Origin of the sequence: Streptomyces xylophagus, from assembly GCF_000716435.1 — a bacterium.
Lineage (GTDB): Bacteria > Actinomycetota > Actinomycetes > Streptomycetales > Streptomycetaceae > Streptomyces > Streptomyces xylophagus.
Window position 1 is genome coordinate 685,328 of the sequence record NZ_JNWO01000002.1, and the last position, 13,084, is coordinate 698,411.

General features: G+C 70.8%; 10 protein-coding genes. 2 read left to right on the forward strand and 8 right to left on the reverse strand.

Going from position 1 to position 13,084, the window contains the following annotated elements; translation table 11 throughout:
• Positions 1–8 precede the first annotated feature (8 nt).
• The 7 genes from OO70_RS06470 to OO70_RS06500 form a co-directional block, all read right to left on the reverse strand.
• Positions 9–1,238: a PP2C family protein-serine/threonine phosphatase gene (locus OO70_RS06470; RefSeq protein WP_043665087.1), complete on the reverse strand. Its 1,230-nt coding sequence runs from the start codon at positions 1,236–1,238 to the stop codon at positions 9–11.
• Positions 1,239–1,418: 180 nt separating this feature from the next.
• A complete protein-coding gene (locus OO70_RS06475) occupies positions 1,419–2,642 on the reverse strand; it encodes a low temperature requirement protein A (RefSeq protein ID WP_051740745.1) in 1,224 nt (407 codons plus the stop codon).
• Between the two features lie 128 nt (positions 2,643–2,770).
• Complete coding sequence (locus tag OO70_RS06480; protein WP_043665089.1) at positions 2,771–3,229, reverse strand: hypothetical protein; 459 nt, start codon at positions 3,227–3,229, stop codon at positions 2,771–2,773.
• A 151-nt stretch (positions 3,230–3,380) separates the two neighbouring features.
• Positions 3,381–4,394, reverse strand: a complete 1,014-nt coding sequence (locus tag OO70_RS06485) for an NAD(P)H-dependent flavin oxidoreductase (RefSeq protein WP_043665091.1) — start codon at positions 4,392–4,394, stop codon at positions 3,381–3,383.
• Between the two features lie 45 nt (positions 4,395–4,439).
• Entirely contained in the window at positions 4,440–5,588 is a 1,149-nt protein-coding gene (locus OO70_RS06490; RefSeq protein ID WP_043665093.1) for an acyl-CoA dehydrogenase family protein, read from the reverse strand.
• The gene (locus OO70_RS06495; protein WP_043665095.1) at positions 5,578–7,710 is read right to left on the reverse strand and encodes an acetate--CoA ligase family protein; all 2,133 of its coding nucleotides are present in this window, start codon (positions 7,708–7,710) and stop codon (positions 5,578–5,580) included. The genes OO70_RS06490 and OO70_RS06495 overlap by 11 nt, the downstream gene beginning before the upstream one ends.
• Before the next feature lie 78 nt (positions 7,711–7,788).
• Entirely contained in the window at positions 7,789–9,378 is a 1,590-nt protein-coding gene (locus OO70_RS06500; RefSeq protein WP_234336756.1) for an APC family permease, read from the reverse strand.
• Between the two features lie 158 nt (positions 9,379–9,536).
• Between OO70_RS06500 and OO70_RS06505 the strand changes: the two genes are divergently transcribed.
• Together OO70_RS06505 and OO70_RS06510 are read left to right on the forward strand one after the other, a co-directional pair.
• The gene (locus OO70_RS06505) at positions 9,537–10,931 is read left to right on the forward strand and encodes a flavin monoamine oxidase family protein (RefSeq protein ID WP_234336758.1); all 1,395 of its coding nucleotides are present in this window, start codon (positions 9,537–9,539) and stop codon (positions 10,929–10,931) included.
• Between the two features lie 29 nt (positions 10,932–10,960).
• Entirely contained in the window at positions 10,961–11,830 is an 870-nt protein-coding gene (locus tag OO70_RS06510) for a TetR/AcrR family transcriptional regulator (RefSeq protein ID WP_051740748.1), read from the forward strand.
• 234 nt (positions 11,831–12,064) lie between these two features.
• Here OO70_RS06510 and OO70_RS06515 read toward each other — a convergent pair whose 3' ends face one another.
• Positions 12,065–13,081 carry a LacI family DNA-binding transcriptional regulator gene (locus tag OO70_RS06515; protein WP_043665098.1) on the reverse strand — a complete coding sequence of 339 codons (1,017 nt, stop codon included), beginning with the start codon at positions 13,079–13,081 and terminating at the stop codon, positions 12,065–12,067.
• Positions 13,082–13,084 lie beyond the last annotated feature (3 nt).

Genomic DNA, 13,084 nt, shown 5'->3' on the forward strand with positions numbered 1-13,084 from the left:
AGCTGCCGTCACAGTCGCAGGACGATCAGAGCCGTGTCGTCGGTGTTGCCCTCGGCGGGGAGCAGGTCGGCGAGCAGGGCGTCGGCCAGGGCCTCGGGTTCCGCGTGCCGGTGGTGGGCGAGGGAGTCGGCGAGGCGGGCCAGACCACGGTCGATGTCCTCCGTGCGACGCTCGATCAGTCCGTCGGTGTACAGCACGAGGGTGGCGCCCTCGGCGAAGGGGACACTCGTCTGCGACCGGACGACATGCTCGGGCCTGGCGCCCAGGGGCGGTTCGGTGGCCTGGTCGAGGAAGGTCACCGTGCCGTCGGGGTCGAGGAGGGCCGGGGGAGGATGGCCCGCGCAGCTGTAGGTGATGGTGTGGTCCTCCCAGTCGACGAACGTCGTCACCGCGGTGGCCGACTCGGCGCCCTCGACGAAACGGGCGTACAGGCCGAGGGCCTCGAGGGCGGCGCCCGGCCCGTCGGCGACCCGGCAGGCCGCGCTCAGGGCGCTGCGCAGTTGACCCATGACGCAGGCGGCCGGCAGACCGTGCCCGACGACGTCACCGACGGCGACCGCCATACCGCCGTCGGGCAGGTCGACCAGGTCGTACCAGTCGCCGCAGACGTTCAGGGTGCCCACGGCGGGCTGGTAGCGGACGGCCGCCCGGTGGTGGCCGACCGGCCGTGGCGGGGGCAGCATCGCCGCCTGCAGGGTCAGGGCCACCTCGCGCTCATGGGCGTGGGCCCTGCGCAGCCGCTCGTTGACCTCCTGCAACTCACGTGCCCGGGTGTACAACTCGGCTTCCAGTACCCGGGCCCGCCTGTCGTCGGCCCGGCCGCCGAAGGCCCGGACGAACTCGGTGACCTCCTCCACCCGGTGGACGATCAGCAGCACCTTGCCGTCCGCGCCGCGCACGGGCGCGTTGACCGGGCTCCAGAAGTGCTCCACCCACCGGCCGGACCCCTGGGGGTCCTCGATGTCGTAGCGGAGCAGGGCCATGGTGTCGCGCTCGCCGGTGGTCGCCGCGCGCTGCATCGACTCCCGGGTCTCGCGCATGCCGGCGGCCGCCGGGTCCTTGGGGTTCTCGGGGAAGACGTCGAAGATGTACCTGCCGACCAGTTCCTCGCGTTTACGTCCCGAGAGGCGTTCGAAGTCTTCGTTGGCATCGATGTAGACCAGCTCGGGGGTGAGCAGCGCCACCATGCCGGGCAGGGCGCGGAAGACCGCCGCGTAGTCGATCTCCGGATCCTGCATGGCCTGCCCGTTCGATGCCGAGGGTCACTGTGTCGTTCCACGATAGGAGGGAACTGGCCACGAAGCCCGGAAACGGCTCTTTTCGGTCCGGTGAGCAGTGATGATGCCGTCGGCGGTCACCCGACCGAGTGGCTTGTCTGTGGAGGCCTGCCTGGGCGGCTGTGCGATGGTATCGGCCGATCAGCGGTCACGCCGTTTCCGCGCGGAGAGGCGCCCAAGCGATGACCGTCGTTCGTAGAGGATCGGCCAGAGTGCGATGAGGACGAGCAGCCAGACCACGGTCACGGTGCGGACATGCGCGCCGAACGCCGCCAGCAGCAGGGGCAGTACGCAGCAGGGGAGGGCCACGCACAGCAGCCATCGCCGTTCCCGGCCGGCTCGGCCCAGCCAGGCAATTCCGCTCAGCAGGAAGTACCCGGCCAGGGACGAACAGAGCAGCCATCGGGTGGCGTCCGGCAGCGTCTCCAGGTGCTCGGCCGCGGCTCCCAGCGCGGCGGCCAGCGCGGCGAGGCAGCCGGACACGAAACAGTGCAGGGGGAGTGCCGCGCGGGCTGGCAGCACACCTGCCGCCAGATGCGGCACCCCGGCATAACCGTGTCCGAAGGACAACGCCCACAACGTGGCCAGCAGGAAGAACGCCGCGACGGCGAGCGCGTACAGCTGCTTGTCCCACTCCGCGTCGGACGTGGCTGCGACTACCTGGGCGACGCCCTCACCCAGCACGATGAGGACGAAGAGACCGAGCCGCTCGCTCAGGTGCTCCGTCTGCGACCGCGCGAACGACGTGCTCCCTGCGGAGCCGCGCCGAGCGGGCCGATCGCCGCGGCGTTCCCGGGCCTCCTGGTGCTCGACGAGGTCGCGCGCGGAGACCGCGAACGTGACGTACAGATCGAGCGCGATACCGAGAGCCCAGAGCCAATGGCGCAACGGATCGTGCGCCCAGAGGGAGACGGTCCACGGGATCACGCCGAGCGACATCTGGGCGGCCGGCCAGTCAACAAGGATCTGCCGACGGTGCTGCCAGGCCCGGCTCGCCAGAGCCCGGATCAGGATGTAGGCGAGAGCGAACACCCGCGCGTGCTGGTCGTCCCCCTCGTGCACCCCCGGTACCGCCGCTGCCATGACGGCCATACCGAACATCGCGGCCAACACCGTACGGACGTGGGTGTTCTCGTAGGCCACGTTCGCGTACAGGGTGAAGCAGATCCACGCAGTCCAGAAGGCCAGGAACAGCAGCGCGTACAGGCCCAGGTCGGAGACGTCCGGGACACCGTGCAGCAGGTGCGCGATCTGCGCCACACCCGCCACGGCGACCAGGTCGAAGAACAGTTCCAACCAACTGGCGTGCCGGTTCTCCTCGGAGGTCGGGTTCGGGGCCGGTGCGGTCGTGTCGTCGTCGCTCACGGCATCACCATGCCCTGTCGCCGACGACCTACGACGCGGAAAACGTCGGTCGACGGTCGGCGGTCCCACGCCTGAACTTCCGTACGGCCCTTGCGGACGGCGTCGGTGGGCCGTAGTCGTGAAGGCTGTCAGGTCGAGGGCGGCGGGGGAGCCAGCATGATGGGCCACTCCTCGTCGTCGGCGAGAAGCTGGTCGAGCGTGACGTCGGGTCCCGCCGTGAACACGGCGGTCGGCTCGCCCAGGCGCGCGCAGCGTGCCGGATCGGCGGTCGTCCGGGCAGACAGAAGCAGCACTGCGTCCGGGTCGATCGTCGACCGTTCGGGGAAGCCGGCCAGGCCCACTCCCGCCTGCTGGAGCGGCACGGGGTGGACGGCGATGCGGACGACCAGTCGCCCGGAGTCGAGCGACCGTTCGGCCCAGCCGTCGGTCCGCACGAGGTGGAACGACCCCTCGCCTTCGTAGCAGTGTCCCCCGAGTCGGGCCAGGGCACGTTCGCCGGGGGTGCCGTCGGGATCGACGACGAGGATGGGGAAGGCCGCTTCCGGAGCGTCGGGGTCGATGCCGGAGCGGACGTACAGGCGGGCCACGGGACAGGGCCTCCGAAGTGGATCGGATCGGGGCGGGGCGGGGCGTCAGTACGGTATGTGATCGGCGATGCAACGGGCTTGGCACGCCTGGTCGATGGGCCCGCACACACGGCATTGGCGTTCGTGTGCCAGGGGTCGACGTATGAACCGGTCAGCCGGCCGCGGCCGGGGTCATGTCGGCCGACGGCACGAGCTGTCGCCGGAGGCGGTCGCGGATGATGCTCTCGGCGTCCGCCACTATGGTCCGGACCACCGTCTCGCAGCTCTCCACGCTGTCGATGAGTCCCTGGGCCTGACCGGCCCACCACATCCCGCCCTCGATATCGCCCTCACGCAGCACCCGCTGCCTGCCGCGCTTCCCGGAGGCGAGTTCGGCGACGTCGGAGAAGGCGGCCCCGGGGTGCGCGCCGAGGCGGGCGATGTCCTGGGAGACCGAATTCCGCGCCACTCGTGCGGTGTTGCCGAACTCCCGGAACACGATCTGGGTGCCACGCTCGTCGTTTGCGACGATCTGTGCCTTCACGTTCGGGTGGATCGGCGCCTCCTCGGTCGCCTCGAAGCGGGTCCCCATGTTGATCGCGCACGCCCCGAGTGCCAGCGCCGCGACGAGACCGGCACCGGTGGCGAAGCCGCCGGACGCGATGACCGGGATGCGCAGTCTGCGGGCGGCGGCCGGGATCAGGACGAGGCCGGGCACGTCGTCCTGACCGGGGTGCCCGGCACACTCGAACCCGTCGATACTGACGGCGTCGACGCCCAGTGCCTCGGCCTTCAGCGCGTGCCGGACGGCGACAGCCTTGTGCACGACCTTCATCCCGGCCTGCTTGAACGCCGGCAGGTGCGGCGCGGGGTTGCTGCCCGCCGTCTCCACGACCTTCACACCCGAGTCGATGATGACCGCCCGGTAGTCGTCGTACGGCACCGGCTCGATGGTGGGCAGGATGGTGAGATTGACGCCGAACGGCTTGTCGGTCATTTCACGGCAGCGCGCGATCTCCCGTGCGAGCGCCTCCGGGGTGGGTTGGGTCAGCGCGCTCAGGAACCCCAGCGCGCCGGCATTCGCGACGGCCGCGATCAGCTCCGCGGTGCCCACCGCGAGCATTCCGCCGCACACGATGGGATGCTCGACGCCGAACATCTCCGTGAACTCGTTCTGGAAGGGCATGTCACTCCTGTTGCGGGGGCAGAGACGTCGCAGGTGTCAGGGGCGTCAGAGGCGTCGCGAGATGATCAGCCGCATGATGTCCGAGGTGCCCTCCTCGATCTCCTCCAGCTTGGCGTCGCGCATCCACTGCTCGACCGGGAACTCGCGCGAGTAGCCCCACCCGCCGAGGGTCTGAACTGCGCCCCAGGTCACGGCCATTGAGGTCTCCGAGGCCTGGAGCTTGGCCATGGCCGCGAGCTTCGTGGCATCCGCCCCGGCGTCCATCCGGCGTGCCGCGTGCAGGGTGAGCAGCCACGCGGACTCGATCCGGGTCGCCATGTCGGCCAGCCGGAACGCGACGGCCTGGTGCTCGATGATCGGCTTGCCGAACTGCTTGCGCTCCCGGGCGTACTTGAGCGCGTACTCGTACGCGGCGCGGGCCGCTCCGGTCGCCGCGGCGGCCAGCACGATGCGTGAGATGTCGAACGTCCGCATCAGACCGCGGAAGCCCTGCCCCTCGTCGCCGAGGCGGTCGGACTCGGGCACGAAGACCTCGTCGAAGAAGATCTCGCGGCAGACGATGGCGCGCTGGCCCATCTTGCGCATGGGCTCGCCGAACCTCATCCCTTCGGCGCCCTTGCGCAGCAGGAAGGCGGTGACTCCGGAGGAGCCCCGGGTGGGGTCGGTCTTGGCGAAGACCACGTACTGGTCGGCGAGGCCCGCGTTGGAGATCCACACCTTCTGCCCGCTGATCGCGTAGCCGCCCTCGACCCGGACGGCCGTGGTGGCGATGGACGCGGCGTCGGAACCCGCTTCCGGTTCGGTCGTCGCCAGCGCGGTGTAGAGCGGGTTCGGACCGGCGAGCGGGCGCAGCCACTCGGCCTTCTGCTCCTCGGTGCCGAGCGCGAGCAGCGGATCGGCGAAGAACCCGTTGGAGCAGACGAAGTTGCCGATGCCCGGGTCGCCCCAGCACATCTGCTCCTGGACGAGGCACTGGGTCACGACATCCGTGAATCCGCCCCCGCCGTACTCCTCGGGCAGCATGAAGTCGGTGATGCCGACCTTGGCCGCGGCCCGGAAGATGTCCAACGGCGACTCGATGTCACGCTCGTCGACCTCGCGTCCGCGCGGCCGGATCTCGTTCGCGGCGAACTCGCGGCACAGTTCGACGATCGCCCGCTGCTCATCGGTCAGCGGCCAGGGTTCAGTGGACATGCTCACGCGATGTCTCCTGCTTCTCGGTGGGTTCCCGGTGGCCGATCGCCCCGGTTGTCTCTGGTACGTCTTGCGCTACGACTTCTGCGGTACGGGGGACGACGAGCGCGTCCACGGCCAGGGCGCCCCCGGGCCCGACCCGGATCGGGTTGACCTCGATGTCCGCCACGCCGGTGGTGGCTGCGATCGCCTCGGACACGGCGACGATCGCGTCGATCAGCGCGTCGATGTCGACCGCCGGCTGCCCCCGCCAGCCGTCCAGCAGTCGGCGCGAACGCAGGCGGTCGATCATCCCGGCCGCCGTCCGCCGGTCCACCGGCGCCAGCTCCAGCGACACGTCACGCCAGAGTTCGGCGTGGACTCCGCCATGGCCCACGGCCACGGTCGGACCGAAGTCACGGTCCCGGCGGGCACCGATCAGCATCTCGACGACGCCCGGCCGGGTGTCCTGCTCCTCGACGACGTACTCGCCCGGTCCGAGGCGCTCGTACATCTCGCGGAACACGGCAGCGGCGGTGTCCGGGCCCAACCCGGTTCTGACGGCCTGGTGTTCGCTCTTGTGCTCGATCCAGCCGGCCTTGAGCACCAGCGGCGGTCGCAGCGACGCGCAGGCCTCCGCGAACCCGGCCGCGTCGGCGACCCGTCGCGCCTCGGGCATCGCGACGCCGAGTGTGGTCAGGAACGTACGGGCCGCCCAGTAGCCGGGAGTTGGGACAGCCGCTTCGACCGGCTCGATCACCGGGGCCGGGCGGGGCCGTCCGCCCAGCCGGGTCACGTGGCCGAGTGCGCCCAGGGCCGCGTCGATGGTGTCGAAGACCGGGACGCGGTGCTCCCGCAGCCGGGCGACCGCGGGCGAGGCGGCGCTCATGCTGTGCACGATCAGGGGTACGGGCGCCGCGTCCGTGCGGTGCCGGCGACCCAGGTCGCCGAGGCGGTCGATCACGGCGGACTCGGCGTCCACGAGGCTCGGCGAGTCCTCGCCGTAGCAACCCAGATACCCAGACAGGACGATCGAGTCGACCTCGCCGGAGGCGGCCACCAACTCGACGACCTGGGCGTAGACCTGGAGATCCGCTTCCCCCGCGCCCGCGAGGTCCACCGGATTGGACACCGCCGCGGCGGCGGGGAGCAGGGCACGCAGGCCGGTCTGCAACCGGTCGGTGAAGACCGGGGCGCGGAGGCCGCGGTCCGTTGCGAGGTCGGCGGCGATCCCGCCCTGTCCGCCGCTGTCGCTGACGATCGCGACCCGGCGTCCGCCCGGTGGTTCCGTCGCGTCCAACACCTTTGCAGCGTCGACGAGTTCGCGCGGTGACGCCATCCGGAGAGCTCCGGCGGCGCGGCACGCCGCGTCGACGACGTCGAGCGCCGAGGTCATCGAACCGGTGTGGGACCGCGCGAGCCGACGGCTGCCCTCGCTGGCACCGGTGGTGAGCACGAGTGCGTGCTTGCCGGCGCGGCGGAGGGCTCGGAGGGCGGCGACGATCCGCGCTCCGTCGGCGAAGCTCTCCAGATAGAGGGCCACTGTGGTCGTGTGCTCGTCGCCGACGAGCGATTCGAGTACGTCGACGGCTCCCACGTCGAGCTGGTTGCCGACTGAGTAGAAGCGCGACACACCCAGCCCGGCCCGTGCGCCGAGGCCGGAGATCTCGGAGCCGAGCTGACCGCTCTGCGAGACGATCGCCAGGCTTCCGGGCGTGAAGTTCCCCCAGGCGAGCCGGAGTTGTGTGGCGGCGTTGAACAGCCCGAGGCTGTTCGGCCCGATCATCCGCGCGCCCGACTCGTGCAGCAGTGCGGCGAGTTCGGCCTCGTCGGCGCCGAGTCCCGCGGTGATCGAGAGGAACGCGCGGCAGCCCTTGGCGAGGGCGTCGCGGACGACGGGGAGGACGTGCTCCGGGGGCACGCATACGGCGACGAGGTCGGGAGTCCCCGGCAGGTCGCCCACCGTCGGTCGGCAGGGCTGCCCGAGCACTTGCGCGGCACGGCGGTTGACCAGCCACACTTGCCGTCGGTCGGCCCCCGCGAGGGCGCCGGTGGCGAGCCAGTAGCCCCATTTGGCGCGGTCCTCGGTGGCACCGACGACGGCGATGGACGAGGGGTCGACGAAGGCCTGGGGAAGGGACACGGACGATCTCTCGGTTTCGGGGGGTCCGGGTGAAGAATGCCCGGGCGGACGGCGGAAGTTCGGGCAGCGGGCTCTAACTCAGGTGTGGGCCGCGGCGGTCTGCCGGCGTGCGAAGAACGCGGGATACAAGCGCCGGCAGACCAGCAGGGCCAGGAGTCCCAGCAGGATCGTCCCGGTGCCGATCACGAACGTGCCGCCGACGCGGGATCCCGAGGAGAACGGGAGGGTCCAGCTCGTACCGCTGTTGATGGGATCCCACGCCTGCACCAGGCTCCAGGCGCCCGCGCCGAGCAGGACGACCCCGCCGATCGCGGGGAGGACGACGGTCAGCCAACGGTTCGCCGCTCCGGCATGCGGCCCTGTGCGGTGCACCCAGGCGGAGGTGAGCCCGGTGAGCCCGTAGTAGAACGCGATCAGTACCCCGCAGGCGGACACCGCGTCGCCGAGGACGAGACCGTGGCCGAGGAAGTTCAGCGCGACGTACACCACCGCGCCGATGACCCCGACCGCGATCGTGCCCACGTGCGGGATGCGGAAGCGCGGGTGCACCCGGGCCAGTGCGCGGGGAAGCGCGCCCTGGTCGCCCATCGACAGCATCGTGCGGCTCAGGGTCAGTACGGTCGTTTCCGTGGAGGCGGCGGCCGAGGTGAGGACCATGAGGATCAGCAGGTGCCACAGCACCGAGCCGAAACCGCTCGACCCGAACACCGCGGTGCCGAAGCCGTAGAGGACGTCCCCGGAGTTGTCCGGGTTGTTGAGGCCGATCCCGGAGTCGCCGATGCCGGCGAAGGAGATCGCGGCGAACGTGGCGAGGAGGTACAGCGTCACCAGCAGGACCGTGGACCAGGTCGCGGCGCGGCCGGGGACGCGGTGGCGGTCGGTGGTCTCCTCGTTGACGGTGAGTGCGGTCTCCCAGCCCCAGTAGATGAACAGCATCAGCACCAGCGCGCTGACGAACGCACTGAGGGACGCGCCCTGGAACGGGTTGAGCCAGGACAGGCTCGGCCGCCGGGTCCCGGTCGGCGCGGTGCCGGCGTACACCTTGACGAGCGCGACGACGGACAGGGCCACGAGCATGCCGAACTCAAGGAACAGCAGAGCGCGTTGGACCGCCGCCGCGATCTCGATACCGCGATAGCAGACGAGGGTCATCAGCGCGAGCCAGCCGAGCCCGGCCAGCAGCACCCGCCAGTCGGCCGGATCGGAACCGATGTTCTCCGCGCCGAACAGCAGGAACACGTACTGTCCGGCGACCTGCGCGAGGCTGCCGATCACGAGGACGAAGGACGCGATGATCGCCCAGCCGCCGAGGAAACCGAGGCTCGGGTTCAGTGAGCGCGTGGCCCAGGTGAAGATCGTGCCGCAGTCCGGGTCGCGCCGGTTGAGCGCGGCGTAGCCGAAGGAGACGAACAGGATCGGGACGAAGGCGAGCACCACCACGGCCGGGGCCTGGAAGCCGACGTATCCGACGACGAAGGCCAGCGTCGCGGTGAGGCTGTAGGCGGGCGCCGCGGATGCCACGGCGAGGATCAGGCTGGTGGCCATGGAGAGCGCGCCGGAGCGCAGGCCTTTGTCGGAGGACTCGCCGTCGATCGTCTCGACGGTAGGGCGGAGCTCCTGTGCGGGTGCCGGCACCTTGTCCTGTTGGAATTGCGAATCTGAGGTCATTGCCACTCCCGATCTATTGGTCTACGGGTACCGACAAGAAAACGCAATGACTGATTGGCGAGTCAGACTGGCTGTGGCGAGAGGTGCTGTCAAGGCCTCGATCGCAATTTTGTGGACCATCTTGACTCATGAGTCAGTGTTGCGGCACGGTGGCCGGCGTGACACCACTCGAAACTTCTGCCGTGAACACCGAGGTCGTGGTCGTGGGCGCCGGATACGCGGGGCTCACCACCGCGTGGCGGCTGGCCGACGCCGAGATCGACGTCGTCGTACTGGAGGCCGCCGACCGTGTGGGCGGCCGTGTGTTCAGCCAGCTGAGCCCGTCCGGGGTCCGCGTCGACCACGGGGGACAGTGGATCGGGCCGAGCCAGCGACGGTTCCACGCGCTGGCGGACCGCTTCGGCTGCCGGACGTTCCCGACCTGGGAGACCGGCCGGCACGTCGAGATCCGCACCGACGGCACCCGCGTCGACTATGCGGGCGGCGCACCGGACACCGGACCGGGCATCGAGGAGTACGAACGCGTCACCGCCCTGCTCGACGACCTCGCCCGCACCGTCGACCTCGAACAGCCTTGGTCCACCGCGCAGTTCGCTGAGTTCGACGCCCTGTCGGCCGAGGACTTCTTCCGCGCGCAGACCGACGACGTGGACGCCCTCCAGCGACTGGCGCTCGCGATCCAGGGCGTGTGGTGCGCCGAACCGCGCGAGATCTCCTTCTTCCACGTGCTGTTCTACCTGGCCTCGGGCGGCGGCTACGAACAGCTGATGGAGACCCGCGGCTGCGCCCAGGACGCCCGCTTCTCCGACGGGGCGGACGCGGTGGCCCACGCCCTCGCGCAGTCGCTGGGCGGGAAGATCCGGCTCGGCGAACCGGTGCTGTCCCTCCGTCAGACCGCACACGGCGTCGAGGCGCACACCGGCCACACCGTCGTCCGCGCGCGGCGAGCCGTGGTCGCCGTGCCGCCGGCGGCACTCGGGCGGATCGCGTTCGACCCCGTGCTGCCCGTCGCCCGGCGCGGCTGGGTGCGCCACTCACCGATGGGACGGGTCGCCAAGGTGCACGCCGTGTACGAGGAACCCTTCTGGCGCGCGGCGGGCCGCTCCGGCATCGCGACGCTCTACGGCGACAGCCCGGTCGGCGTGGTCTTCGACAACTCCCCGGAGGACGCTTCGCGTGGCGTGCTCGTGGCCTTCGTCTACGGCGATCGGCTCGACCGCTGGTCCGCCGGGACCGACACCGAGCGCCGCCGAGGGGTGCTGGCCGCGCTGTCCGCGGTGGCCGGACCTAGGGCCGGAGCGCCGATCGACTACGTCGAGAAGGTCTGGCCGCGGACCGGCTGGACCATCGGAGGCTACGAGTGCTTCGTGACCCCGGGCGGCTGGACACGCCACGGCAGGGACGGATGGCGGGAGCCGGCCGGGCTCGTGCACTGGGCGGGGACCGAGACCGCCTCGGTGTGGAACGGCTACATCGACGGGGCGATCTCCTCGGGCGAGCGTGCCGCGGCCGAGGTGATCAGCGCCTTGGCGGCCGTCGTCCACCCGGGGTGAACCGCCTTGCCTGACATACTGACCGGGTTATGACCAGCATCGAAGAGCGGCCAGCCGCGACCGCCGACGATCTGCCGGAACGCGTACGGACCGCGATCCGGGCGGCCGCCGTCTCCCAGCGTGAACTCGCCCACCGCATCGGCATGGACCCGACCGCCCTGTCCAAGGCGCTGCGTGGGACCCGGCGACTGCGCGACGAGGAGATCGCGGCCATCGCAAAGGCCTGCGGGGTGTCCACGGCGTATCTGGTCGAGGGAACCGGCCCGGAGCCCGTCCTCCCGCCCGACACCGGGCGTGACCGAGCGCAGCCGGTGACGGCACAGGAACGGCGGGACCAGATCCTGGAGGCCGCGACCGTCCTCATCGCCCGCCGCGGCTATCACAACGTGCGGGTCTCGGACATCGCCCGCTACTGCGGGACCAGCACGGCGACGGTGCACTACCACTTCCCCAGCAAGGAAGCCACGCTGCACGCCGCGCTCGAGTACTACGCCCAGCGGTTCCGCACCCGGCTCGACGAGGAGTTCGACCGGGCGACTTCCGCGCGGGACAAGCTGCGCCGCCTGATCGAGGTCCAACTCCCGCTCTCCGCCGACGACATCGACGAGTGGTCGGTGTGGCTCCAGTTCTGGAACCAGGCGATGCTGGAGCCCGGATTGCGGCCCGCGCAGCGGCGGATCTACTCGGGCTGGTACCGGGTCGTGGTGGACCTGCTGCACGAGTGCCGGTCCGAGGGCCTGGCACCGGAGGCGGACGTCGAGGCCCTCGCCGACCGGTTCACCGCGATGGTCGACGGCCTGGCGATCCAGATCCTTGCAGGCTCTACCGAGATGCGGCCGGACCGTATGCGCTCACTCCTGCTGCGGGCCTTCGAACCGCACCTCGACCTGACGGACTGACCGACCTTCGCCGTCCCCTTGAGACACCGACTCCCAAGCTTCCGAAGTGCCGGCTGCCTCCCCGGTGCCGGCCCTCGCGACCGGGGCGTGCGGCCGGTTCACGCCTTTCGGCGAGCGGAGACGTGACGGCTACGAAGCAGGCCCGCGCCCGAGCTGTAGCCGCCCCCCCCCACAACCCGCGCATCACCGTCCGGGCCCGCCTCTCCACCGGTGGTCCGACCGCGGTCTGTGGTGTTACCGACGCGTGGTCCTCGGTGGAGCGACCGACCCGCGAGGCTTCGCCGCCGGAGCCAGCACTTTGCGACGGCTGAGCTTGTCCTCGTCGATCGCTTTGACCGTGCGCTTGACCACGAGGTCCACCAGCAGGTCCGCAGGCCATCGGTAGCTGGACAACGGCGGCGTCAGCAGCCGCGACAGCGGGTGGTCGTCGAAGCCCATGACCGAGACGTCATCGGGTACGTCGAGCCCCAGTTCCCGGGCCCCGGCGTAGACGCCGTAGGCCATCGAGTCGGCCAGGCACAGGAAGGCGGTCGGCGGGTTCGCCGAGCTCAGTACGGTGCGTGCGACCGCGGTGGCGCCGTCCAGATCGTGCGGCGAGGGGTGGAGGGTGACGTCGAGCCCGAGGCTCTGCGCGACTTGATGGGCGATCGCCTCGGCGGGGCGGTCGGGAGTGGTGGGCCGACTCGGAGTCATGACGGCGATCCTCCGGTGGCCGCAGTCGACGAGTCGGTGGAGGGCGTCGGTGACCCCGGCCCCGTTGTCGAAGACGACCTCGGCGGCGGTGGCCGCACCGGGCAGTCCGTCGCCGATGGACGTGAGCACCGTCCGTCGGGCGACCTCTTTCCAGTGTGCGGCGGCCGGGTCGACCGGCAGCACGATCAGCGCGTCCACCCGCTGGTCGGCGAGTTGGGAGGCGAGTGTCGCCTCGAGTTCGGGGTCGTTGGAGGCGTCGGCGATCAGGGTGTGCCGGCCGACGCTGAGGAACTTGCGGCCGAGGGCGGCGGCGATGTCCTGCTGCCAGACGTCGGCGAGCGATCCGCAGAGCACTCCCACGTATCCCGTGCGGCCGGAGGCCAGGGCGCGGGCGATCGGGTCGGCCTGGTAGCCGAGCCGGTCGGCGACCTCGCGGACGCGTCGTTGGGTCTCGGGCGGTACCTGAAGACCGCGTAGCGCGTACGACACCGCGGCGGCGGAGAGCCCGGTCTCCTCCGCGATGTCGCGCAGGGTGATCCGCCGCGGCTGTTTTGGCACCTC

Bases quoted from the DNA above. Each gene is read 5' to 3' on its own strand.
- OO70_RS06470 (WP_043665087.1), bottom strand. From the start codon at position 1,238: ATGCAGGATCCGGAGATCGACTACGCGGCGGTCTTCCGCGCCCTGCCC.
- OO70_RS06485 (WP_043665091.1), bottom strand. From the start codon at position 4,394: ATGCCCTTCCAGAACGAGTTCACGGAGATGTTCGGCGTCGAGCATCCC.
- OO70_RS06490 (WP_043665093.1), bottom strand. From the start codon at position 5,588: ATGTCCACTGAACCCTGGCCGCTGACCGATGAGCAGCGGGCGATCGTC.
- OO70_RS06500 (WP_234336756.1), bottom strand. From the start codon at position 9,378: ATGACCTCAGATTCGCAATTCCAACAGGACAAGGTGCCGGCACCCGCA.
- OO70_RS06510 (WP_051740748.1), top strand. From the start codon at position 10,961: ATGACCAGCATCGAAGAGCGGCCAGCCGCGACCGCCGACGATCTGCCG.